This is a genomic window from Staphylococcus ureilyticus, assembly GCF_002902235.1.
GTDB classification, from domain to species: domain Bacteria; phylum Bacillota; class Bacilli; order Staphylococcales; family Staphylococcaceae; genus Staphylococcus; species Staphylococcus ureilyticus.
In genome coordinates this window covers 64,702-86,455 of record NZ_PPRL01000012.1, presented here as the reverse complement: position 1 = coordinate 86,455, position 21,754 = coordinate 64,702, and the positions used below count along the sequence as shown (strand labels likewise).

The window sequence follows — 21,754 nt, the reverse complement described above, 5'->3', positions numbered from 1 at the left end:
TATGGCAATTCAAATATTAGTAAATTTAATTTTATCTGTGTTTTGGCTATTCGTTACCGGCAGTTATACATTTAATAATTTCCTTTTAGGTTATATCTTTGGTCTTTTATTAGTATTCCTAATGCGCGGTGTCTTACCCGGTAGATTTTATATTATTACTATTTATAAAATCATTAAATTATTTATCGTGTTTTTAGTAGAATTGATTAAAGCAAATATTGATGTTATTAGAATTGTAACTAAGCCTAAAATCAACAACGAACCCGCCTTTTTTACTTATCCGACCGATTTAAAAAAAGATTGGCAAATTGTGTTGTTATCAAATTTGATTACACTGACACCAGGCACAATTGTTCTAGGCATTAGTGATGATCGCACAAAAATATACATTCACAGTATTGATTTTAGTACTAAGGAAGAAGAAATAGAAAGTATTAAATCATCACTTGAAAAAGTGGTAAGAGAGGTAGGCGAATATTAATGAACTACAACGTAATATTAATCGTGGCATTAGTTATCGTAACATTGTCAATGTTTGGTATGCTTGTTCGTGTCATTATCGGCCCTTCTCTTGCGGATAGGGTTGTGGCACTCGACGCAATGGGTATCCAATTAATGGCAATTGTAGCACTATTTAGTATTTTCTTAGGTACTAAATATATGATGGTTGCTATTTTGTTAATTGGTATTTTAGCATTTTTAGGAACCGCAGTGTTTGCAAAATATATGGATAAAGGTAAGGTGATTGAACATGATAACAACGATCATCATTAGCATAGCGCTTATCTTAGTTATCCTTGGCTCACTCATAAGTGCACTAGCTGCGATTGGCCTCTTGCGTTTAGATGACGTATATGCGCGCGCACATGCTGCTGGTAAAGCTGCTACATTGGGAGCAATGTTACTTATAAGTGGTGTTTTCTTATATTTCATCGGGCGTGAAGGTTACGTAAATATGCAATTACTTATTGGAATATTATTTATTCTGATAACAGGTCCACTAGCAAGTCACCTTATTATTAAATCCGCATATAATTTGAGAACACCCGCTTCCAAAAGAACAAAACGTGATGATATACAAAAAGACCTAAAAGATACAAAATTGTAAAGTCATTAACTTACGCATTCCAATTAACTGGGATGCGTTTTTTATTTTATAAAATTAATGATTGCTAAATTCGGTGTGTGATGATATATTAAATCGTAATTATTACGTTTTAAAAGGAGCTGAAAATATGTCTACTTGGACCATAATCGGTGGCGGTATCCAAGCAGTTACAATCGCAATAAAATTAAAATCCATAGGTATCAAAGACCACGAACTAACAATTATTGATCCACATCAAAGTTTATGCGAGCAATTCGAGGATTATACTCAACGCATTCAAATGCCTTATTTACGTTCGCCGTGTGTCCACCATATACATCCTAATCCCTTTCATTTAAATCAATTTGCTAAATGTCATCAATATATTAATGCCAGTTATGGACCGTATAAAAGACCAAATCGAGCGTTATTTATAGACCATATTCACCATCTATTACATAAATTCAATTTGAACAAGAACCATATTGTCGGTTTTGCTAATAAAATCAGCTTCAACCAAAAACAATGGCATGTACAATTATCACAACACAATTGGATTACATCAGATTACTTGGTGATTGCAACAGGTTGTAATCACGTACCCTATATTCCACATAACTTTAAACATACACCAGATGTATATCATATTTTTGATTCACGATTAAATTTACATAAACAAACTTCTCATGTCGTCGGAAGTGGGATTTCTGCAGCACATGTCACTCTAAAATTACTACAACATCAACCGCAATCAGTCATTCATCTTTGGACAAATAAAGTTATTGACGTACATGACTTCGACGCAGATCCAGGTTGGTTAGGTCCCAAAAAAATGTCAAACTTTAGTGCATTAACTGACTCTAAAACCAAACTGAAAATCATTCAAAAAGAGCGCCATAAAGGTTCTATGCCTAAAGAATTAGCATTGAGGCTCAAAAAACACATGAAGCAAGGTAAATTAATAATGCATATCAATGAATTAAAAGATATACATCATCATCATATTTGTACAGAACAATATTGTATGTTCTATGATAGCGTAGTATTAGCCACAGGTTTCGAAGATACACTAATGCAACAACCAATTATCAAGCAGCTCGTTAAAAATTTTAATGCACCTGTGTCAGACGCGGGACTGCCTTCTATTTCATCTCATTTAGAATGGTTACCGAATTTATTCGTCACAGGTGGTCTAGCAGATTTAGAACTCGGTCCCTTTGCTCGCAACATCATGGGTGGCCGTGAAGCAGCAGCAAAAATTGCAACTGCTGTATTATCAAAAAAACCGTATTGAACATAAGATATATTTAACAACAAATAAACATATTCAAAAGAATCTGGGACATAAAGTTCTTGGACATGTGAAAAAGCCAATTTCAATTGAAATAATAATTAACTCATTGAGTTGCTACTTTGCTCATATTAAATACCATTAATACCAAGAAATAAAGATACTAATAAGACATCTACTTTAAGATTTACTTTAAAACGATTCATTGTTTTATAAAAAGGTGTTTGATTTTGTGAGAGCTACATCATTCAGATACGATTATTAAGCATTTTTTCTATTTTACGATCAGTGTATACAGATTGGTGTATGCATGTAGAATAATTATTAACATCATTTTGGTTAATATAAGACCTTGTTTTTAAAGTATTTTAATGTGAAATGACATATGAATACATTGTATTTTGGCGTGTCGATTGAGGAAACAAGACAATCTGAAGCTGCCCCTAAGAAAGCGAGACAACCATACGAAATATTGAATAACAAAGAAGCACGCAGATGCATTAATTAAATCATCTGCGTGCTATTTTTATAGGTTTTTATCCCAAGCTCATATATAGTTTACATGTAATAATAATTATCTTGAATACATGTTAATCATTAAAATAAAAATCACTAATCTAATACTTTAATTGCTCATTGCCGTTTACGTGGTTTAATAGCAACGGTTCCTCTCATTACACAAATCAATCTATCATTTTGGTCTCTGATATCTATGTTCCAAACTTGAGTCGTACTACCTTCATGTATGATTGTAGCAGTCGCAAATATTGTCCCTTCAGTTGTCGAACCTATATGATTCGCATTCATTTCTAAACCTAGGGGAATATAATGCTCTGTGTCAATGATTTCAGCAGCCCCCATAGAGCATGCTGTTTCTCCGAGCGCTAAACTCGCCCCACCATGTAAAAAGCCAAATGGTTGTTTCACTTCATCTGTTACTGGCATGGACATAACCATAAGTCCATGTTCTTGTCGCTCTACCTTTATCTTTAAAGCATCAAGCATATTTGCCATTTAAGACACCTCTTTTTTTATTCTTAGATTTATAATATCATAGCCGCTATTGTTCCAAAAATAATTAGAGGAATGTTATAGAAAACAAAGTTTGGAATACATGTATCACGAATGTGATCATGTTGACCATCAACATCTAAACCTGCCGTAGGTCCTAATGTTGAATCACTTGCAGGTGATCCTGAATCACCTAATGCACTTGCTGTTCCTATCAACGCAATCAATGCCATAGTACTTAATCCTAAAGATTCACCTAATGGCACAAATAACGTTGCAATAATAGGTATTGTAGCAAATGATGAACCGATACCTAATGTTACGACCAAACCAATAATGTACATGACAATAATACTAAATAATTTATTCTCACCAATAACATCGCTAAGCCCACTTACTAAATTACCGATATCTCCTGTTTCATTCATTACACCTGCAAATCCATTTGCTGATAAGATTACGACACCTATAAATGACATAATTTTAATACCATCTACAAATTTTTGGTCTAACTCAGTCCACTTGTATGCACGTGAGATGAAGAATACAAGCACACCAGCTAAAGCCCCAAATATCATAGAATCAGTGAACATTTGTACTAAAAACGTAGCAATAATAGAAATAATGGTTACTATGAGAACATATGGTCTAATTTCAATTTCACTCATATCTTTAATATCTTTATGTTCAGAATATTTTCTAGGTTTTCTATAATAATAAATACCTGCAATTAAGCCAACAATATAGCCTAATGAAGGAATCAGCATCGCTTTCCATATCATGCCCATTTCAATTGGATGATCTGCTTTAGAAAATCCGCTTTGAATGATTTGATGGAAAATCTGACCGAAACCATATGGCAATAATACGTATGGCCAACATAAACCAAAGCCAATGATAATAGCAATTTGTCTTCTATCTATATTAAGTTCATTGAACAAACTTATTAATGGTGGTATCACAATTGGGATAAATGCAATATGTACAGGTATTAAGTTTTGGCTCATTACACTCATAATTAAGAGGGCACCGATAATAATCACTTTAACTTTAATACGTGACATTTTACTGTTTTCCGCGTGAATAGCATTGATAATTTTATTTACTAAATAGTCAGTAATACCACTATAAGAAATCAACGCAGCAAACCCGCCTAGTAAAGCATAGCTCAATGCCACTTCTGCGCCATCAACAATATTTTTACCAAATACAGATACAATGTCTGTGACGCTCATACCTGCGATTAAGCCACCAACTAGTGCACTGATAAATAAGCTTATAACAACATTTAATCTACATAAACAGAGTACAATCATCAGTACCACTGCTATAACAACTGCATTTATCACAAAAGCACAACTCCTTTATTACGTTATCGAACTAAAGTATCACGAGATTTATAATAACAATTGCTTATCAAATTGTCAATCCTATCTTGATATTTAGATAAAATATGAAACATTAATCTGCCAACCTTGTGATATAAGGTTAAAAAAACTTCAAGTTAATCTACTAAAATTAACTTGAAGCTTTTGTTTTTAATGGTAATATTGTTACATCTATAGTACACGTAACCATTGTACGATTGTTGATATTAGATAACCTGTAGGTCCCACAGGCCCTTTATAACTTGATTTATTCGTAGTAGCAGGCCCTGCGATATCAAAATGTAAATGTGGTGTATTACCTGCAAAATGATTGATAAATGTTGCTGCAAACAATGCTTTACCTTGACCATTGGTATGGTTAACTAAATCAGCCACTTCACTTTTTCTTATCAGTGCTTGTTCTGTGTCAGTAATCGGTAATTCAAAGACTTTTTCATCCATCATTTGTGCTTGTTGTAGAATAGATTTTAACGTAGTGTCAGCATTTTGATTAAAAACAGCAGCTTTATCTTCACCTAACGCAGCTACAGCAGCGCCAGTTAACGTTGCAAAATCTAATATTATACTTGGCTGAAATTGATTTGCATAAAATACAGCGTCACCTAAAACAAGGCGCCCCTCTGCATCAGTATTTAATACCTCTACTGATTCTCCGCTAAGTGCTGTGTAAACATCATCTGGTTTCATTGCTTCGTCATTCACCATATTTTCGGCAGTGGCAATAATTCCAACAATATTTAGTGGCAGTGCTAATTGACGAGCAGCTTCGATTATTCCTATTACATTTGCTGAGCCGCACATATCAAATTTCATGGTCTGCATACCTGTTTTTGATTTGATTGAATAGCCACCTGAATCATACGTAATGCCTTTACCTACGAGTGCAATAGGATTTTCTCCTGGTTTTCCACCATTATAAGTCAACGTTATTACGCGTGGACCATTTTTAGAACCTTTACCAACTGCATGAATTAATCCAAAACCTTCTTTTTGTAAAGTTTTATTATCTTTGATATCAACTGATACGCTAGTGTCATTAAATTGATTTTGTATCAATTCTGCATAATAAGCTGGTGTCAATATGTTAGGTGGTATATTACTATAATCACGTGCTAAATTAACAGCAGTTGCAATAGCCTCTCCTCGTTCAATAAACTCGACAATGTGATCTTCTTCTGTGTGAATCTCTATTGTTAATTGATAAGGCGCTGATTTATTAGTTTTATAACCATCAAAATGATAGATAGATTGTTTACTTTGTTTACCAAGAATTTCTGCTATTAATTCCGTTTCTACTTTTTGAGATTTAAACGTGTTAAACAACAATGATGCTTTAGTTATCCTTTTGCTATTTAAAGTTTGAAATAAATTTCCGAAGATTTTTAAATAATCATTATATCCTAATGTTTTAGTATTTCCTAAGCCCACAGTAATCAGTTTATGTGCCTTCTCATCTACTTTAAAAAATGTACTCGAAATCGCTCCAACATTGATGCTGAAAATATGATGTTCTTTTAAAGGGGATAATAAGTCTTTTATGTCATTTCCAGCAATTCGTATCGACTCTAATTGATTTAAATGTTCAGGCACACCAACAATAATTGTTTCTTGTTCAATCTTAGAAGTGTTATTTATAACTGTTTTCATCAAACATCCCTCATTTCAATTTATTCTGTCACATTGTATCATTTTAATGTCGGATTATTATAAAAAATGATAGATTATATCATACTATATATAAAATTTGAGGCTGAGACAATTTATGTCTCAGCCTCAATATTTATGGTCAATAGATACTTATCTATTGGTTATCAGTTATTAAAATTTACCTTTTTTAAATGCTAAACCAATACCACCAAGTTTGAATACTGCACGTGTATCGATTACTTTTTTCATAAATGCAGCTTTTTTACCTTGGATATCTTTACCATAAACAACACCAACGCCATCGTTAGCACCTAAAGAACATACTGTACCACGATCAACATATTCAAACTCTTGAGTAGGTTGACCTTCTAAAATATTTTTAATGTTCTTAGCAGTGTGCTCGCCTTCTTGCATAGCAATTTGTGCTGTTGTAGGTAATGGGCGTTCTTCACCAGCTGGAATAAATGCAGAACAATCACCTATTACAAAAATATCATTATAACCATCGATTGTTAAATCTTGATTTGTAACGATACGGCCGCGTTTAACGCCTTCGAATGATTCTTCCATTAACTTACTACCACGAACACCTGCTGCCCATACAACTGTATTTGCTTCTAATTGTTGTTCTTCATCATTAACTTTAACTACGAAACCTTTTTCATTTGCAGCAACAATCGGTGTAGCAATTTTAAATTCAACACCTTTACTTTCTAAATAACTAACTGCATGGTTTACTAATTCATCAGAGAATTGAGGTAACATTTTTGGAGCAGCTTCTACACAAGTAATTTTAACTTTTGTTTGATCTACACCATATTTGTTACATAACTCAGGGATACGGTCAGTTAATTCACCTAAGAATTCAACACCTGTAAAGCCTGCACCACCAACGATAATAGCTAAATCTTTATCATCTTTATTTTTAGAAGCAGCGTAGTTAGCAAATTTATCTTCAATGTGGCGCGCTAATTTACGTGCAGTTAAAATATTTTCGATTTGGAAAGCATGATCTTTCATACCTTTAATACCAAATGTTTCACTTTCGAAACCTAAAGCAACAACTAAAATATCAAAATCAAAGATTCCTGCATCAGTTTCTACTTTTTTAGCATTGCGATCAATTTTTGTAACTTCTGCTTTAATGAAGTTTACTTTATTCTTATTGATTACGCTTTCAACTGGATATAAAACATCTTCATAACTAATTGTTCCAGCTGAAGCTTCATGTAACCAAGTTGCTTCATAGTGATAATCATTCTTATTGATTAATGTAATTTCAGCTTCATCAGCTGAAATTTGCTTTTGTAATTTGGTAATAGTTTGTAACCCAGCGTAACCAGCGCCTAAAACTAAAACTTTTTTACGTTCTTGAGCCATTTCATTCACCTAAGCTTTCATAATTTTTTTGTTGCGATCGTCTTTTTATAATTTACTGATTTACATAGAAATTCACAAAAAAGACATTTTTCATCCAACACTAATTTTATAGTTTTTATAGTTTATTTTCAAGCCGAAACGCATATATTGTTTATTTTTTCACATAAACAGATAAAAGACTATAGTTCTAACCACATTTAGTCGAACTATAGTCCATAAACACTCGGTTTAAAATTTTTAACAATCTTCTGGTGAACCAGAAACTTTTGCAGTTCTGAATGAACTTCCACAACCACAAGATGCAATTGCGTTTGGATTGTCTATTTGGAAGCCACCGCCCATTAACGATTGTTTGAAATCAATTTTTGTACCTTCCAATACTGGTATATCATATTTATCAACTAGCACTTTGACACCGTGAAATTCAAATATTTCATCATTTTCACTAGGTTCAGCTTCTGCAGACATACCATACGTTAATCCTGTGCAACCGCCACCATTAACTTTGATTTTCAAAAAGCCATCTGGCATATCATTCTGTTCCATCATATCTTTAACTTCGTATGCTGCCGCTTCTGTTAGTTCAACTACTGCCATTGAAATTACCTCCCTAAAAAATCCATGTTTCTTCTATATGTGAATAAATATTTTGTAATAAGTCGTCTGGTGATTCTCCTTCAACAATATCACCGTTTACTAATGCATACAAGCCACTTGAGCAAATGCCACAATTTTGCAGACATCCATATTCTAAAACGTCTACACCTGGATCATTTTCAAGTTGATTATATACATAATCTCCACCTTTCGCTAAATTCGAAATGCAGAACTCAACTATTGGATTCATATTACACCCTCTCAATTAATTATCAGTTTAGCAATTATAACAAAATCACATCACTTTTGACCACTTACTAGCTTATATGAATTATTCATTCGTTTTGTTGTTTTTGTAACAATTCAATTAAAACAAAACACGTTTTCGTATAAAATGCCATTCACACTAATTTTTTATATTGTTATAATCATATTGTATTTTTAAAGATTTATGTTTACAAATTACAATTCATCACGTTTATTTGTAGAAGTATATAAAAAAGCATATAATATATCTAAGTAAGCTTATTATGAAATTGGTATTTCGTTCAATGAAGACGAATATGATTTAACCAAATTGTGTTTATTGACTTACATTGACGACAAGAGATAAAAATATTATTTATTAACAAAAAATAAACTGTATTTTTATCAAATTGCTCAATATATTTTTACTAAAGGGGTATCATAAATGAAAAATTTAGTACTATTGGGTGGCGGATATGGAAATATGCGCATTATGTCTCATATTTTACCATCGGCACTTCCTGAAAATTATTCTATTACATTAATTGATCGTATGCCTTATCATGGTTTAAAACCAGAATTCTATGAATTAGCTGCTGGTACTAAATCAGACAAAGATATTCGTATGAATTTTCCAGATTCAGAACGTATTAATATTGTGTACGGAGAAATCAATGATATTAATTTAGATGATCAAATTATTTCAGTTGGCAACACAAAAGTAGATTATGACGAATTAGTCATTGGACTTGGTTGCGAGGACAAATATCATAATGTTCCAGGAGCAGCAGAATACACACACAGTATCCAAACGTTATCAAGTTCACGGGAAACATTTCATCATATCAGTGAATTACCTAATGGAGCAAAAGTAGGTATTGTAGGTGCGGGTTTAAGTGGCATCGAATTAGCCAGTGAACTTCGCGAAAGCCGTAAAGATTTGCAAATATACTTATATGATCGAGGAGAACGTATTTTACGTCGTTTTCCAGAAAAGCTAAGTCGTTATATAGAAAATTGGTTTAAAAAGAACGATGTAACGGTAGTTCCAAATTCTGATATTAATCGTGTAGAACCTGGTAAAATTTTCAATAACGATGTACCTGAACCATTGGATTTAATCGTATGGACTGCTGGCATTCAGCCAGTGGAAATTGTTAGAAATTTACCTATTGATATTAGCAGAGATGGCCGTGTCATCCTAAACCAATACCATCAAGTCCCAACCTATAAAAATGTATACGTAGTTGGCGATTGTGCAGATTTACCTCATGCACCTAGTGCACAACTTGCTGAAGTTCAGGGAGACCAGATTGCTGATGTTATGAAATTACAATGGCAAGATAAACCTCTACCTGAAAAAATGCCAGAACTCAAAGTTCAAGGCTTCTTAGGTTCTCTTGGTGATAAAAAAGGTTTTGCTTACATCATGGATAGAACAGTCACTGGACGTTTAGCTTCAATCTTAAAATCTGGTGTGCTATGGTTATACAAATATCACAATGGATAAATTTTAATCAGTAATTATAAAGACACGTCTTCCTATACTTTATTAACATGCGTAAAAAGTATAGATACGTGTCTTTTTTTAAATAATTAAATTAATGCGCTTCCATAAATTGAGTGATATCTCTCAATTGTACATACCCATCTGAAACATATTCATCATTCATCGTTACAAGCGGATAGAACAATTCATCATCTTGAATACGCTCAATATATTGTTGATCATGATCAGTTAAATTTTCAGTATCCTTTTCTATATCAATATACGTAAACTCAAATTGGATATCTGGATACTTTCTTTTGAGCAATGGTTGCAACCAATCAAAAGTATTACGCGCTGTTGGCGCATTAACACAGCTTGCACAAACAACATCTGCACCATAAACGACTACACTTACTTTATTCATTTTACTTATCCCCTTTTGTCTCGATTGATAGATTTTTCTTTATATATCTATTATAATAAAAAGATAGACAGAAAATGAAATAATATACTTGAAAGGAGGCATTTCCATGCCAACTGAAAACGTAACAATGTTTGATCAAGTAGCAGAAGTAATTGAAAAACTACGTCCATTCTTACTACGTGATGGCGGCGACTGTTCGTTAGTAGATGTAGAAGATGGCATTGTTAAACTTCAATTGCACGGTGCATGTGGTACATGCCCAAGTTCAACAATCACATTAAAAGCAGGCATCGAACGTGCTTTACATGAAGAAGTACCTGGAGTAGTAGAAGTAGAGCAAGTATTCTAGTTGATCAACTTATAAATAAATTAAACAACAAAAACGTCAAATTTTATAGAATTCTTCGTTTATGAATCTTTCATCAAATAGCTGATTTATAACAAAATGCACTTTCATTTAAACATGAAAGTGCATTTTTATATTAAAACTAAAAATAAAATTGACAATTGTATGATAGCGAAGTGATTTGATTTTATTGCTTAAATTTATACAAGTCATTCCTGACGTAATCAACACGCTGTTCATTTTTAATCAAAGGCAGAACCGATAAATAAAATCAGTAAACACGATAGAAAATCCATAGTTGCGATTTCCTATCCTAGTCAACATTTTAATCATCATTCAAATCATTCATCCTTAATTTGAAAATAGCTATTTGCGCATGTGCTGAGCAATGTGCTCACTAATATAAACCCAACCTTTCCATCCTATATGGACGGCATCACTGATAACATAAGGTTCATAATCTTTATCTGTCATGTCGTAAATTTTCCCGCCACGACTAATAACTGTGTTCTTAATTTTATTATATACTTTCTGACGTTTTTCTTTATTTACACCTATGTGATCGTACCATTTTCCATTTGATGGAAGACTAATATATTCAATATCAGCACCAGCCTCTCGCATAGTATCTACCAATAACTCCAAATCTTTAAATTCTGGAGAATTACTATTAAATTCATAATCTCTGTTCACTTTACGCTTATGCTTTTTTATTAATTGCCAATACTCATCTCTAATTTTAAATATATTTGATTGTGAATGTTTAGCACCATAGTATTCAGCTTTATTGCGAAGCATCCCCCAACTGTCATCTTGTGCAGTTACCGGTGTAATGTCTGCTAACTCAGTATTTGCAAGAGGTAAATTCGACTTTATTGCCTCAATTTTTTCAAATTGATTCATTTTAAATGATGATACATATTGGTCATTGTCACTAATTTTACCTTTAGCTACTTTTTCTAAATAGTTTCGATTTTCTACATTTTTAAATCTTAATAAACGTTTGGCATAGCGCTGTTTAAGTTCTGGGCTTAAATGCTTTTGCTTAAATAAGCGGTTCAACTGTGCTTTAGACATACGTGCATCAAAATTTTTATTAGTTAATCCATGGTTTGTAAACCATTGCGGCGATATAATAAGTGACATTTTCTTTCCTTTTAAATGATCATATTGTGAGGCTAATTCCACAGCATTAATTAAATCTGTAGAACCACCTGTGCCAATTAGAAATGGTTGCTTAGCATGCATATTTTTATCGCGCAACAATATAGATGGATTAAACGGGTCATCTTTCCCAAGTTCACTAGAACCGTAAATTGGATAAAAATGATTCGACTTAAACATCTGCTCTTGGATTAACGTACCTTTTAACATTTGATCTGAGAGTGAAGTACGTTGATTATCTAACGTTTTCTGAGTAATTAATCCACTAAACCAACTAGAAGGTAATATTAAGAAAATCCCAAATAAACATAAACTGATGATAATTGGTATAAAATGTTTTAATTTCATCTTAATTCTTCTAATACCGCTGCAATCTTATTTGGTGTTGCCCATTCATCTCTGTCAAAATCCATAATTGAAACCTCAATATCTAATTTGTTTTGAATTTCTAATAATAAACCGACCGTTTGAAATGAATCTATAATACCTTCTTCAAATAATTCAATGTCAGGATTTTCTTTCACGATATTATTTTCAGTTACTTCAACTAATAAATCTAATACTTGTTCTTTAAATTCCATTATTATTCCTCCTAATTTTAAAACAGTTTTCCTGAAAAAATCAGAAAACCAAATGTTACAAAATGAAATGTTACAACAATACTCAAAGCAGTTGTAAACTGGTTCTGCCAACGTGGACGATGTTTTTTTCTCCATTTTTCATAATAGCCATATCCAATAAATAATGCTGCATGATACAACCCATACAAAATGTAATAAAGTTCTATACCATGCCATATGCCCATTATTAAAAAGTTTAAGAAAAAGGCTATATTCGACATTGCAAATTGACTTTTTAGTAATTTTTTCTTTGACATAAAAAATAATGACCGCATATAAATACAATCTCTAAACCAAAATGATAGTGACATATGCCATCTATTCCAAAAATCTTTAATATTTTTAGCTTTAAATGGCTGGTTAAAGTTTTGTGGCGTTTGAATACCATAAATATAGCTAAACGCAATAGCAAAAAGTGAATATCCGGCAAAGTCAAAAAATAAATATAAACTGTATGCGTACATATATAACCATTTTGTGATAACACCAGAAAAATCGAGCATTAATGGATTAATTGCAAATGTTTGTATCAAATAAGCAATAATATATTTGTATAAAAATCCAAGCATAATGTAATGTATTGCTTTGACAAATAAACCATTATAGTCACTTCCACTCAGAATTTTATTGTCATCTTTCACAAAACGTTTGTAACGATCAATTGGTCCTGAGGAAATGGTTGGAAAAAAGGATATAAACTGTACGACTTTCCAAAATTTAATCTCTTTGATTGAGCCATCTCTAATTTCCATTAATAGTTGAACGCTTTTAAAAGTAACATACGAAATGCCTAAAAATCCGATGAATTCTATGACTTTACTCTCATGTAGTTTTAACTGTGCCATTCCAAACCACGAACTTTGCATAACTTTCACAACAATAAGTGGCAAAACAGAGAGAAAAATAACCGATATAAATTTTGCTGTTGTATTATTTTTAGACCGAGAATGCCAATAATATATAATAATCAACACTTGCCAAATTAAATAAAGGATAAAATTTATCAGTTCTAAACTCAAAAAAGCTTGTCCAAATAGATGATGCTTATTCGATGAAAATATTAATATAATCATGACTGCTGTACTCAAACCGTTATAAATTTTGCTCTGCTTACCCATAAATCCTAATATAATAACTGGTAACAAAATAACAAATGCTATAAGAAAGAATGTAAAATCGCCGTATGGAATCATTTCTCTATAGCCTCAGCAATCTTTTTACGATCTAATTTTCCATTCATCGTAAGCGGTAATTTCTTCATATATATTAACTTTTTAGGAATCATATATTCGGGCAATACATGTTTTAATTCCGTTTTTATTTCATGAGTCAAAGTTTGAACGTCTTCGTGGGTTTCGCAATCACTTAAAATAACTGCAGCATTTAAATAAATGACTTTGTTATTTTTATAAGTTGGTACAACAACTGCATCTCTGATTTTTGCTAACTTTCGCAATTGAAACTCTATTTCTTCTAATTCCATACGATAGCCGTTTAATTTAATTTGATAATCTATTCTTCCATTAATAAACCATTGGTTATCAATCAATTGTGCTTTGTCACCAGTATAATAAGATTTCTCACCATCCAATTTGGTAAATACTTTTTTTGAACGTATGTCATCTTTGACATACCCTTCACTTACGCATTTACCTGAAATGATAAGTTCACCTTCGTCGGTTAACGATAACTTCGTTCCCGGTTGAGGTATACCTACTGGTAATGGATTATATTGATTTAAAACTTCATCTGTAACTAATATACTTGTGACTGCTACCGTAGCTTCTGTAGGGCCATATGTATTGTAAATGTATGCAGATGGGAACCGTTGAAGCAATAGTTCTGCCGTTTTATGTGCCAAAATCTCACCACAAAAGAAAAATTCTTTCAAATTACTATAATATGTTTCCGTTAAGCGTGGCAGCATAAGACACATTTCCATAAATGAAGGCGTAGATACCCATACATTTATTTTTGCTTCTTCTAACATTTGATTTAATAATTTTGGTTTATTTATCATTACTTTATCTACTAAGTTTAAGGTTCCAGCAGTCATTAAACACGGGTATATGGACATGACAGATAAATCAAATGAAAAAGGCGCTTGATTGAGCCATTGTTGATTTGAACCAACTTGATTGAGTTCTAACATCCAATTTGTAAAAAGATTGAGACTTTCATAACTGATTTGTACACCTTTTGGTGCTCCAGTAGAACCTGATGTAAAAATAGTATAAGCAATATCAGAATCTTTTATATTACTTACTGTGGTGTCATCTTGTTTTACACTTGATAATGAATCTTTTGTAATAAAAGAAATATGCTCTATTTCTATTTGTTCATCAGTAGTATTAAATATATATTGTGGCTCTATTTTATTTATAATTGATAGCATACGATCTTGAGGGATAGAAGTATCTAGGGGAACATAACCACAACCTGCCTTCATACTACCTACCATTCCTACAATCATATACGGGGACATATGCCCGTATAAAATCAATGGTGTTTTAGCATCTTTTAATATCATTGCAAGTTGGTTGGCTAACCGATTTAGTGCTTCATAGGTCAAAATTTCGTCATTATGTTTAACTGCAACTTGATTTGGACAGTTTTCTCCATGTCCTATTAAAGTTTGAATGATGTCTTTCATGATAGTCTCCTTAATTAAAATTCATTGTAAATAAAGTTATTGTGTGTATCACCTGTACCATAAATTAAATATAATGCAATTAATATAGCTAGGTACATTACTGTCAATAACCATGGCTTGAATTTTTGTAAAGCAGTATGTTCTTTATCGTTTTTGTGCATATTTCACCTCTAAAATTTATATAAATTCAACATTAATCATCTTCATTAAATTATTTTTTATATTTTACGCCTTATTGTATATAAGTTATTCAACTTTTTCACCAATTAATTATACAATTTTTCCTACATCATTACAATTAAATATTTGTGCATATATATAACAAAATTGTTAGATAGTATATAAATAAATAGAGTATTATTTTAAAATTCAAAAAAACACACAATAAACTCATTTAAAAGAATTTATTGTGTATTAATTTTAACTATTCTAACCCAAGATATAGTAATATACATGAATGTAATGACCCTTTTTATCAAATGCGGTGAGCATCCTCGATTTATTAAGTAAGTTCAAATTACGCTATTTAATGTAATGTTCCTAAAAAATAAGCTGCCAATCACCCAAGCTAAACAGGTAATAAGCAGCTTAAATTCGTTTCAATCATTTATACAACGGGCGTTTTAGGATCTTTTTCGTCTAATACTAGTTTTATATTATCTACGCACAGTTGTATCATTCGGTCTCTTGTTATAACCGATGCACTACCAATATGTGGAAGTATCGTTGCATTATTCATTGAGAGTAATGGATGTTGCATATCTATGGGTTCCTCTCTTAAAACATCTAAACCACATGCTTTAATTTCTTCATTTTGCAACGCCTTCACTAATGCTTCTTCATCGACAACAGCACCTCTACCGATATTGATAAAAATCGCATCTTTTTTCATCATTTTAAATGCCTTATCGTCAAATTTATCACGTGTTTCTGCAGTTAATGGTGCCGTACAAATGACAAAATCACTCTCTTTTAATAATGTTTCAAATGAAACGTATAATGCACCAAGTGCTTCTTCATCATCTTTATGTCTGGTTCTATTATGATACATTATATTCGTATTGAAACCTTTTAGGCGTCTCGCGAATGCTTTTCCAATATCCCCCATACCATAAATACCAACGTTAGCTTGATATAAATCTTTACCAGCAAATAAATACGGCCCCCAACTCTGCCATTCACCGTTTTGAACATATGTTTCCGCTTCGACTACACGTCTTGCTACTGCAAGCATTAAGGTAAATCCTAATTCTGCTGTCGTTTCAGTTAAAACACCTGGTGTATTCGTCACAACAATACCCTTACTTTGCATCAAATCAATATCTATATTATCATAGCCTACTGCCATGTTTGCTATGACTTTCAGATTTGGTGCAGCTTCAATCACTTCTTCATCCATTATTTCACTTAATGTCACAAAACAAGCAGTTGCGTCTTTTAAAGCAGTTAAAAACTTTTCTCGTGGCATAGGGGTCAATGACGCATCCCAAACTTCTACTTCACCGATGTCCTCTAATTGCTTAATAAATTTCTGTGGAATTTTTCTACTAACTACGATTTTTTGCATTCAATCACTCCTAAATTTCGAGTTCTTTGATTACTTCATTTAAGTCTTTAAAACTATATGTTGGCGGTGTTGCTTTTTGATTAACATCATCTAAAGTTGATACACCTGTTTGAACATGTATTGTATCAACATCAACATTGATTCCAGAAAGTATATCTGTATCATATAAATCACCTATCATTGCAACTTCAGAGCGATCTAACCCTAAAATTTCCAAGGCTTTATTCATAATAATAGGTTCTGGTTTACCAATAAATATTGGTTCAACACCAGTAGAGACTGACACAACGCTTGTAATCGCGCCATTACCTGGTAAGAATCCACGTTCTTTGGGAATGGATACATCTTTATTAGTTGAAATAAATTTTGCACCGTTTCGAACACCTAGCGTAGCAGTTGCTAATTTTTCATAAGTTACAGCTTCATCCAAACCAATAACTACGTAATCTACATACTCATCATCTTTTATTTTCAAATGATGTTGCGTTAACGCTTTTTCTAAACCTGATCCACCTAACATATAGATTGAAGCGCCTGGTTGTTCATCAGCAATATATTCTGCAGTTGCTAGAGCAGACGTCACGACTTCATCTGCTGTAGCATCAACTCCCATCGCTTTTAATTTTTCTGCTACTTCTGTAGGTTCTTTGGTAGAGTTATTCGTAACAAATAAATGAGGTATTTGATGCTTGTTTAAGTATTCAATAAACTGCGCTGCACCATCAATTTTTTCATTTCCTTTGTACATCGTACCATCCAAATCAATGAGATATGCTTTGTACTGTTTCATCAAAACTTACTTCTCTCCTTTTTGTCCAAATGCTGTTATAGGCACATTTTCATTATTCAAAAATTGTATTACCTCATCGATAAATTGTTGATAATAATCAAGTGTTTTATCAAAAAGTGGTTTTAACTTTGTAGTATCGAGCTCGTCATAATAATGAACGAATTGTTTTCTAACATCTACAGTTTGGTTAATATTACTTTGAGTATCTTTAGTGATTACATTTTCTAACTCTAAAATATCGATGACATCTTTATAATTGCCTGGATCTCTTAAAATAAAGCCATCAATAATCATATTACCAATATCTACCGATGATTCGATCAACATTTGTGAAATTCTTTCAAATGCGTAGTGATTATCTCTATATTTCGGATAATCATTTACCAATTGTTGTAAGTAATTTATTTTTTTATCTAACTTTTCTTTATTAACAAAATACATCTATGTCACCCCTATCATTCTCATCATACCACACCTTTGCAGTCGAATTCATTTATGGTTATACTGTAAACTAAGACTTTTTATTTCATTAAATGATTCGAATGATAAAAAACTTTAATAACTTAATGATGAAAGGGTGTTTATTATGATAGATATGTACCTCTATGACGACGATGAATCATCACAGGTACAATTTGTAGGTTTCGTCGGAGAATATAGTCGTTATGATTTAATGCTCATACAAACTGATCGCCATTTTGGAAAAACAATGGTTTTAAACATGCAAACAAATAAATTTGGCATTATTGGTACAGATGATTTAGAAGAAGAAGGCTATATTGCTTATATTTTAGGTGTAACTGAAAATGAAGGCAATGAAATCACTGAATACCTCAATCAAGTTATACAATAATTATCACGATAAACGCACATGTTTAAGATAATATTGCTTGCATAAAATCACTTCAATTTGTTAACAATTAGTTTATCCAATATTGCTAATGAAATTAATGCACATGATATGTCACAATGTCATGAATCATTCAATAATAACTGCTTGATATAAGGCTGAATCACCTACGATAATCAGCCTTTTTCATTAGGCACCATATTTCAATCATAGAAAAAGGCTACGATACTAAACCTTAAATCTCGGTTCAATATCGTAGCCTAACTTATTAATAATATGAAACTAACACTAAATCTACATCAACTTAATGCTCAGTATCTTGAATTGTTGGTTGGATTTTGACATCTTGTAATTTATTTTCTTCAAAAGGTATCTCTGCATTTTCATCCTCTGTTTCAATTCGGGATTTAATCTCACTTTCAGGAACTTTTCTTAAAATAAAATACGGACATCCAAAATTGCAGTATTCTAATAAATAATCTTGAATTGTCGAAAAGCGCTTACTTAATTCAGCCTTTTTATTCGAATCTTTATAGAATCCTTTTAACCTTAATTGATCATATCCAAAATCTCCTACAATATAATCATATTTATCTAAAATGTCTGCGTAACGATTTGCAAATAATGTTTCATCAAAACATTCTCTATATTCTTCTATAATTTCAAAATAAAAACTATTAACTTTTATCATTATACTCACCTAATCTAATTTTCATTACTCAATTTAACCATACAGTGTCTGACTTAAAAAGGTTAGTAATCTATTTTTATAATTTCTAATAAAAGACTTAGCCCAAAGTGAGTTAACGTGCGTCGTTAATTGCTCTAATTGAACTAAGTCTTTAAATACAATTTCTATATTTTAACTATTAGAATCCATGTTAAGTTGTTCTTCACCTAAGCGATGTCTTTCTTTTGCAGCTTCATTTACTTGCTCATCTGCATGATAAGAACTTCTCACAAGTGGTCCAGCTTGGCAATGTTTGAAACCTTTATCCATTGCTACTTTTCTTAATTTACCAAATTCTAATGGTGTATAGTATTTTTCAACTTTTAAGTGTTTACGTGAAGGTTGCAAATATTGGCCGATAGTCAAGATGTCTACATCATTTGCACGTAAATCATCCATTGTTTCATAAATTTCTTCGTGAGTTTCCCCTAGTCCTACCATTAAACTAGATTTTGTTGGTATATCAGGTTGTAATTCTTTAGAACGTCTTAAGAATTCTAAAGTACGGTCATAAGTCGCTCTAGCACGAACTCTTGGTGTTAAACGACGAACTGTTTCAATATTATGGTTTAAAATATCTGGTTTTGAAGCCATTAATGTTTCTAAAGCTTCGAAGTCACCACCCATATCAGATGGTAGTATTTCTATTGAAGTATAAGGGTTACGCTCACGTACTTTACGGACTGTTTCAGCATAAACATTTGATCCAGCATCTCTTAAATCATCACGTGCAACCGCTGTTATAACAACATGTTTTAAATTCATTAATTCAACAGATTCTGCCACACGCTCTGGCTCATCTAAATCTAACTCATTTGGCAATCCGGTTTTAACCGCACAGAAACGACATGCACGCGTACAAACTGCACCTAAAATCATAAATGTCGCAGTACGACGCTCGCCCCAACATTCATGTATGTTTGGACATTTTGCTTCTTCACACACTGTATGTAAGTTCTTTTCTCGCATCATTTTCTTAAGACCAGTGTAGTTTTCGTTAGTATTCAGTTTTATTTTCAACCAATCTGGTTTACGTAAAATTTCTTCATTTTTAGTAGCCATAACCGTACAATTCCTCCTGATTTCAAATCTGTAATCATTATAACGAAAATCGGATTAAATTAAAACGTAAAATGTAATATTTTAATATTCGAGCAATTTATCTTTATAAATATCTCTTAAAAATTCTGGCATTAAGTAATCTATAGATTGTTCTTTAAGCGTTGGGAAATAACGACCAAATGTATACATATCAACAGTACCTAGCACATAACTTTTATCGTCTTCAATTTCTTCTCCGTTGATAAAATATCTTGCTTCAGATTCGATTAATCCTAAATTATAAAGTATATAACCACCAAATATATCCCCTCTAAAACCTAAACCTTGTGCATGTTCATTTAGATATTCTTGCTTTTGACTTTTAATGATTATATTTTTTAATTCTAGACCGTTTAAGCGGATGCGAACAGCATTAATAGGATGAGGTAACATTTGATGTATATCAAATTCCGTCACTTGAGCCGCTGAAATACCTTTTACAATCAATCCTGCATTAATAATTGTGCAGTCAGCATTCGTAAATTCAAATATACTTTCAGCTAACATATAAGACGTCTTTGTTATTACATCTGTCCTTCTTGGCAAATCAACTGGTCTATTAATAACTGGATCACTTAACAGTGCCTTACCTTCTTTTTCGAAATGTGTTTCTACTTCCGGCAAAGTGTCTACTGGATAAATCACTGCTTGTTTATCTACAACTTTTTTTTGGTCTATCTCTAATGTTACTTCACCTAAAAAGTGACCATATTTACCAGCAGCTGCCATTAGCACACCATTATTCATTTCACCATTTTCAAAATAATGATGTGTATGACTACCCAATATTAAATCAATTTCAGGAATTTCTTGGCATAATTTTTCATCAAAAAACACACCCACATGACTCATAATAATCAATAAGTCATACGCATCTTGATGTGCGCTAATTTCATCTTTAATCGCTTCTAATGGATTCGTAACAACCCAATCCAAAGCCCTATAAAATGGTGTGAATGGCGCAGTAGCTGCAACAAATAAGATTCTCACACCTTCAATCTCTTTGATGATTGATGATGTAATATTTCGAGGTAAGTCACCCTGTTCGTCAAAAACATTTGCACAAGTTACATCAAATTCTGCATTGTCATAAAGTGTGTTTAATGCATCATGTGATATTGTCATACCTTCGTTATTACCAATAGTTGCTATATCACAATGTGCTTGATTTAAAAGCTCAACATTTTTGATTCCCATAGTAGCTTCTGTAACAGGAGCAGATAAATCTACATGGTCTCCAATATCTAAATAGAGCGAGGGATGATTTAATTTCGGTCTCTCTTGAGCTAAATATTCGGAAATACGGGCATACTCATGCAAATGACTGTGAATATCATTTGTATGGTAAATAGTTAATTTCACCTTGGTACCCT

26 protein-coding genes and 1 pseudogene are annotated in these 21,754 nt (G+C 32.3%); 8 read left to right on the top strand and 19 right to left on the bottom strand.

Annotation, left to right across the window (positions count from 1 at the left end; all coding sequences use genetic code 11):
* The first annotated feature begins 1 nt into the window (after window position 1).
* From mnhE1 to CD150_RS01885, 4 genes are all read left to right on the top strand, one after another.
* The gene (gene mnhE1, locus CD150_RS01900; protein ID WP_070657792.1) at window positions 2-481 is read left to right on the top strand and encodes a Na+/H+ antiporter Mnh1 subunit E; all 480 of its coding nucleotides are present in this window, start codon (window positions 2-4) and stop codon (window positions 479-481) included.
* Window positions 481-774 carry a Na(+)/H(+) antiporter subunit F1 gene (locus tag CD150_RS01895; protein ID WP_046208018.1) on the top strand — a complete coding sequence of 98 codons (294 nt, stop codon included), beginning with the start codon at window positions 481-483 and terminating at the stop codon, window positions 772-774. Before mnhE1 ends, CD150_RS01895 begins: the two co-directional genes overlap by 1 nt.
* Window positions 752-1,108 carry a Na+/H+ antiporter subunit G1 gene (locus CD150_RS01890; RefSeq protein WP_064209455.1) on the top strand — a complete coding sequence of 119 codons (357 nt, stop codon included), beginning with the start codon at window positions 752-754 and terminating at the stop codon, window positions 1,106-1,108. Before CD150_RS01895 ends, CD150_RS01890 begins: the two co-directional genes overlap by 23 nt.
* A gap of 127 nt (window positions 1,109-1,235) precedes the next feature.
* Window positions 1,236-2,381 (top strand): NAD(P)-binding domain-containing protein, encoded by a 1,146-nt coding sequence (locus CD150_RS01885; protein ID WP_073342681.1) that lies wholly within the window; start codon window positions 1,236-1,238, stop codon window positions 2,379-2,381.
* Window positions 2,382-2,527: 146 nt separating this feature from the next.
* On the opposite strand, the pseudogene CD150_RS13670 reads toward CD150_RS01885, so the two are convergent.
* Window positions 2,528-2,715: pseudogene (locus CD150_RS13670) on the bottom strand (transposase); the annotation flags it as partial.
* 48 nt (window positions 2,716-2,763) lie between these two features.
* Between CD150_RS13670 and CD150_RS13865 the strand changes: the two are divergent.
* A complete protein-coding gene (locus CD150_RS13865) occupies window positions 2,764-2,886 on the top strand; it encodes a hypothetical protein (protein ID WP_256633924.1) in 123 nt (40 codons plus the stop codon).
* 125 nt (window positions 2,887-3,011) lie between these two features.
* Here the strand turns inward: CD150_RS13865 and CD150_RS01880 are convergent, their stop codons facing one another.
* From CD150_RS01880 to CD150_RS01855, 6 genes are all read right to left on the bottom strand, one after another.
* Entirely contained in the window at window positions 3,012-3,392 is a 381-nt protein-coding gene (locus tag CD150_RS01880) for a PaaI family thioesterase (protein ID WP_046207526.1), read from the bottom strand.
* Between the two features lie 29 nt (window positions 3,393-3,421).
* Window positions 3,422-4,738: a Na+/H+ antiporter family protein gene (locus tag CD150_RS01875; protein WP_046207525.1), complete on the bottom strand. Its 1,317-nt coding sequence runs from the start codon at window positions 4,736-4,738 to the stop codon at window positions 3,422-3,424.
* A 210-nt stretch (window positions 4,739-4,948) separates the two neighbouring features.
* Window positions 4,949-6,424, bottom strand: a complete 1,476-nt coding sequence (locus CD150_RS01870) for a leucyl aminopeptidase family protein (protein ID WP_103161301.1) — start codon at window positions 6,422-6,424, stop codon at window positions 4,949-4,951.
* A 171-nt stretch (window positions 6,425-6,595) separates the two neighbouring features.
* The gene (locus CD150_RS01865) at window positions 6,596-7,804 is read right to left on the bottom strand and encodes an NAD(P)/FAD-dependent oxidoreductase (RefSeq protein ID WP_073342687.1); all 1,209 of its coding nucleotides are present in this window, start codon (window positions 7,802-7,804) and stop codon (window positions 6,596-6,598) included.
* A gap of 237 nt (window positions 7,805-8,041) precedes the next feature.
* On the bottom strand, window positions 8,042-8,401 hold the full coding sequence (locus CD150_RS01860; protein ID WP_046207522.1) for a HesB/IscA family protein: 360 nt from the start codon (window positions 8,399-8,401) through the stop codon (window positions 8,042-8,044).
* Window positions 8,402-8,414: 13 nt separating this feature from the next.
* Window positions 8,415-8,651, bottom strand: a complete 237-nt coding sequence (locus CD150_RS01855) for a YuzB family protein (RefSeq protein ID WP_019469672.1) — start codon at window positions 8,649-8,651, stop codon at window positions 8,415-8,417.
* Window positions 8,652-9,092: 441 nt separating this feature from the next.
* Here CD150_RS01855 and CD150_RS01850 point away from each other — a divergent pair, with 441 nt between their 5' ends.
* A complete protein-coding gene (locus CD150_RS01850; RefSeq protein WP_046207521.1) occupies window positions 9,093-10,157 on the top strand; it encodes an NAD(P)/FAD-dependent oxidoreductase in 1,065 nt (354 codons plus the stop codon).
* A gap of 91 nt (window positions 10,158-10,248) precedes the next feature.
* Here the strand turns inward: CD150_RS01850 and CD150_RS01845 are convergent, their stop codons facing one another.
* A complete protein-coding gene (locus CD150_RS01845) occupies window positions 10,249-10,560 on the bottom strand; it encodes a YuzD family protein (RefSeq protein ID WP_046207520.1) in 312 nt (103 codons plus the stop codon).
* 106 nt (window positions 10,561-10,666) lie between these two features.
* Here CD150_RS01845 and CD150_RS01840 point away from each other — a divergent pair, with 106 nt between their 5' ends.
* The gene (locus CD150_RS01840) at window positions 10,667-10,909 is read left to right on the top strand and encodes a NifU family protein (protein WP_019469675.1); all 243 of its coding nucleotides are present in this window, start codon (window positions 10,667-10,669) and stop codon (window positions 10,907-10,909) included.
* A 363-nt stretch (window positions 10,910-11,272) separates the two neighbouring features.
* Here the strand turns inward: CD150_RS01840 and dltD are convergent, their stop codons facing one another.
* The 8 genes from dltD to CD150_RS01800 all read right to left on the bottom strand — a co-directional run bounded on the left by dltD (window position 11,273) and on the right by CD150_RS01800 (window position 18,141).
* On the bottom strand, window positions 11,273-12,418 hold the full coding sequence (gene dltD, locus CD150_RS01835; protein WP_103161300.1) for a D-alanyl-lipoteichoic acid biosynthesis protein DltD: 1,146 nt from the start codon (window positions 12,416-12,418) through the stop codon (window positions 11,273-11,275).
* Window positions 12,415-12,651, bottom strand: coding sequence for a D-alanine--poly(phosphoribitol) ligase subunit 2 (dltC, locus tag CD150_RS01830; protein WP_046207518.1), 237 nt, complete (start codon window positions 12,649-12,651; stop codon window positions 12,415-12,417). Before dltC ends, dltD begins: the two co-directional genes overlap by 4 nt.
* 17 nt (window positions 12,652-12,668) lie before the next feature.
* On the bottom strand, window positions 12,669-13,883 hold the full coding sequence (gene dltB / locus CD150_RS01825) for a D-alanyl-lipoteichoic acid biosynthesis protein DltB (protein ID WP_103161299.1): 1,215 nt from the start codon (window positions 13,881-13,883) through the stop codon (window positions 12,669-12,671).
* Window positions 13,880-15,343: a D-alanine--poly(phosphoribitol) ligase subunit DltA gene (gene dltA / locus CD150_RS01820; protein ID WP_103161298.1), complete on the bottom strand. Its 1,464-nt coding sequence runs from the start codon at window positions 15,341-15,343 to the stop codon at window positions 13,880-13,882. Before dltA ends, dltB begins: the two co-directional genes overlap by 4 nt.
* 14 nt (window positions 15,344-15,357) lie before the next feature.
* Window positions 15,358-15,504 (bottom strand): teichoic acid D-Ala incorporation-associated protein DltX, encoded by a 147-nt coding sequence (locus CD150_RS01815; RefSeq protein WP_070039178.1) that lies wholly within the window; start codon window positions 15,502-15,504, stop codon window positions 15,358-15,360.
* A 446-nt stretch (window positions 15,505-15,950) separates the two neighbouring features.
* On the bottom strand, window positions 15,951-16,910 hold the full coding sequence (locus CD150_RS01810; protein WP_046207514.1) for a 2-hydroxyacid dehydrogenase: 960 nt from the start codon (window positions 16,908-16,910) through the stop codon (window positions 15,951-15,953).
* A gap of 10 nt (window positions 16,911-16,920) precedes the next feature.
* The gene (gene nucF / locus CD150_RS01805) at window positions 16,921-17,700 is read right to left on the bottom strand and encodes a 5' nucleotidase NucF (RefSeq protein WP_073343673.1); all 780 of its coding nucleotides are present in this window, start codon (window positions 17,698-17,700) and stop codon (window positions 16,921-16,923) included.
* Window positions 17,701-17,706: 6 nt separating this feature from the next.
* A complete protein-coding gene (locus CD150_RS01800) occupies window positions 17,707-18,141 on the bottom strand; it encodes a DUF86 domain-containing protein (RefSeq protein ID WP_046207512.1) in 435 nt (144 codons plus the stop codon).
* A 145-nt stretch (window positions 18,142-18,286) separates the two neighbouring features.
* Between CD150_RS01800 and CD150_RS01795 the strand changes: the two genes are divergently transcribed.
* Window positions 18,287-18,553 carry a DUF3055 domain-containing protein gene (locus CD150_RS01795; RefSeq protein WP_046207511.1) on the top strand — a complete coding sequence of 89 codons (267 nt, stop codon included), beginning with the start codon at window positions 18,287-18,289 and terminating at the stop codon, window positions 18,551-18,553.
* A 301-nt stretch (window positions 18,554-18,854) separates the two neighbouring features.
* On the opposite strand, the gene CD150_RS01790 is transcribed toward CD150_RS01795, so the two are convergent.
* From CD150_RS01790 to CD150_RS01780, 3 genes are all read right to left on the bottom strand, one after another.
* Window positions 18,855-19,241, bottom strand: a complete 387-nt coding sequence (locus CD150_RS01790) for a YutD family protein (RefSeq protein WP_064209465.1) — start codon at window positions 19,239-19,241, stop codon at window positions 18,855-18,857.
* 171 nt (window positions 19,242-19,412) lie between these two features.
* Window positions 19,413-20,342 carry a lipoyl synthase gene (gene lipA, locus CD150_RS01785; protein ID WP_046207509.1) on the bottom strand — a complete coding sequence of 310 codons (930 nt, stop codon included), beginning with the start codon at window positions 20,340-20,342 and terminating at the stop codon, window positions 19,413-19,415.
* 81 nt (window positions 20,343-20,423) lie between these two features.
* Window positions 20,424-21,743: a bifunctional metallophosphatase/5'-nucleotidase gene (locus tag CD150_RS01780; protein WP_073342700.1), complete on the bottom strand. Its 1,320-nt coding sequence runs from the start codon at window positions 21,741-21,743 to the stop codon at window positions 20,424-20,426.
* Between the last annotated feature and the right edge of the window lie 11 nt (window positions 21,744-21,754).

Coding starts and splice junctions, on each gene's coding strand:
- mnhE1 (WP_070657792.1), top strand. CDS start 2: ATGGCAATTCAAATATTAGTAAATTTAATTTTATCTGTGTTTTGGCTA.
- CD150_RS01895 (WP_046208018.1), top strand. CDS start 481: ATGAACTACAACGTAATATTAATCGTGGCATTAGTTATCGTAACATTG.
- CD150_RS01890 (WP_064209455.1), top strand. CDS start 752: ATGATAACAACGATCATCATTAGCATAGCGCTTATCTTAGTTATCCTT.
- CD150_RS01885 (WP_073342681.1), top strand. CDS start 1,236: ATGTCTACTTGGACCATAATCGGTGGCGGTATCCAAGCAGTTACAATC.
- CD150_RS13865 (WP_256633924.1), top strand. CDS start 2,764: ATGAATACATTGTATTTTGGCGTGTCGATTGAGGAAACAAGACAATCT.
- CD150_RS01880 (WP_046207526.1), bottom strand. CDS start 3,392: ATGGCAAATATGCTTGATGCTTTAAAGATAAAGGTAGAGCGACAAGAA.
- CD150_RS01870 (WP_103161301.1), bottom strand. CDS start 6,424: ATGAAAACAGTTATAAATAACACTTCTAAGATTGAACAAGAAACAATT.
- CD150_RS01865 (WP_073342687.1), bottom strand. CDS start 7,804: ATGGCTCAAGAACGTAAAAAAGTTTTAGTTTTAGGCGCTGGTTACGCT.
- CD150_RS01860 (WP_046207522.1), bottom strand. CDS start 8,401: ATGGCAGTAGTTGAACTAACAGAAGCGGCAGCATACGAAGTTAAAGAT.
- CD150_RS01855 (WP_019469672.1), bottom strand. CDS start 8,651: ATGAATCCAATAGTTGAGTTCTGCATTTCGAATTTAGCGAAAGGTGGA.
- CD150_RS01850 (WP_046207521.1), top strand. CDS start 9,093: ATGAAAAATTTAGTACTATTGGGTGGCGGATATGGAAATATGCGCATT.
- CD150_RS01845 (WP_046207520.1), bottom strand. CDS start 10,560: ATGAATAAAGTAAGTGTAGTCGTTTATGGTGCAGATGTTGTTTGTGCA.
- CD150_RS01840 (WP_019469675.1), top strand. CDS start 10,667: ATGCCAACTGAAAACGTAACAATGTTTGATCAAGTAGCAGAAGTAATT.
- dltD (WP_103161300.1), bottom strand. CDS start 12,418: ATGAAATTAAAACATTTTATACCAATTATCATCAGTTTATGTTTATTT.
- dltC (WP_046207518.1), bottom strand. CDS start 12,651: ATGGAATTTAAAGAACAAGTATTAGATTTATTAGTTGAAGTAACTGAA.
- dltB (WP_103161299.1), bottom strand. CDS start 13,883: ATGATTCCATACGGCGATTTTACATTCTTTCTTATAGCATTTGTTATT.
- dltA (WP_103161298.1), bottom strand. CDS start 15,343: ATGAAAGACATCATTCAAACTTTAATAGGACATGGAGAAAACTGTCCA.
- CD150_RS01815 (WP_070039178.1), bottom strand. CDS start 15,504: ATGCACAAAAACGATAAAGAACATACTGCTTTACAAAAATTCAAGCCA.
- CD150_RS01810 (WP_046207514.1), bottom strand. CDS start 16,910: ATGCAAAAAATCGTAGTTAGTAGAAAAATTCCACAGAAATTTATTAAG.
- nucF (WP_073343673.1), bottom strand. CDS start 17,700: ATGAAACAGTACAAAGCATATCTCATTGATTTGGATGGTACGATGTAC.
- CD150_RS01800 (WP_046207512.1), bottom strand. CDS start 18,141: ATGTATTTTGTTAATAAAGAAAAGTTAGATAAAAAAATAAATTACTTA.
- CD150_RS01795 (WP_046207511.1), top strand. CDS start 18,287: ATGATAGATATGTACCTCTATGACGACGATGAATCATCACAGGTACAA.
- CD150_RS01790 (WP_064209465.1), bottom strand. CDS start 19,241: ATGATAAAAGTTAATAGTTTTTATTTTGAAATTATAGAAGAATATAGA.
- lipA (WP_046207509.1), bottom strand. CDS start 20,342: ATGGCTACTAAAAATGAAGAAATTTTACGTAAACCAGATTGGTTGAAA.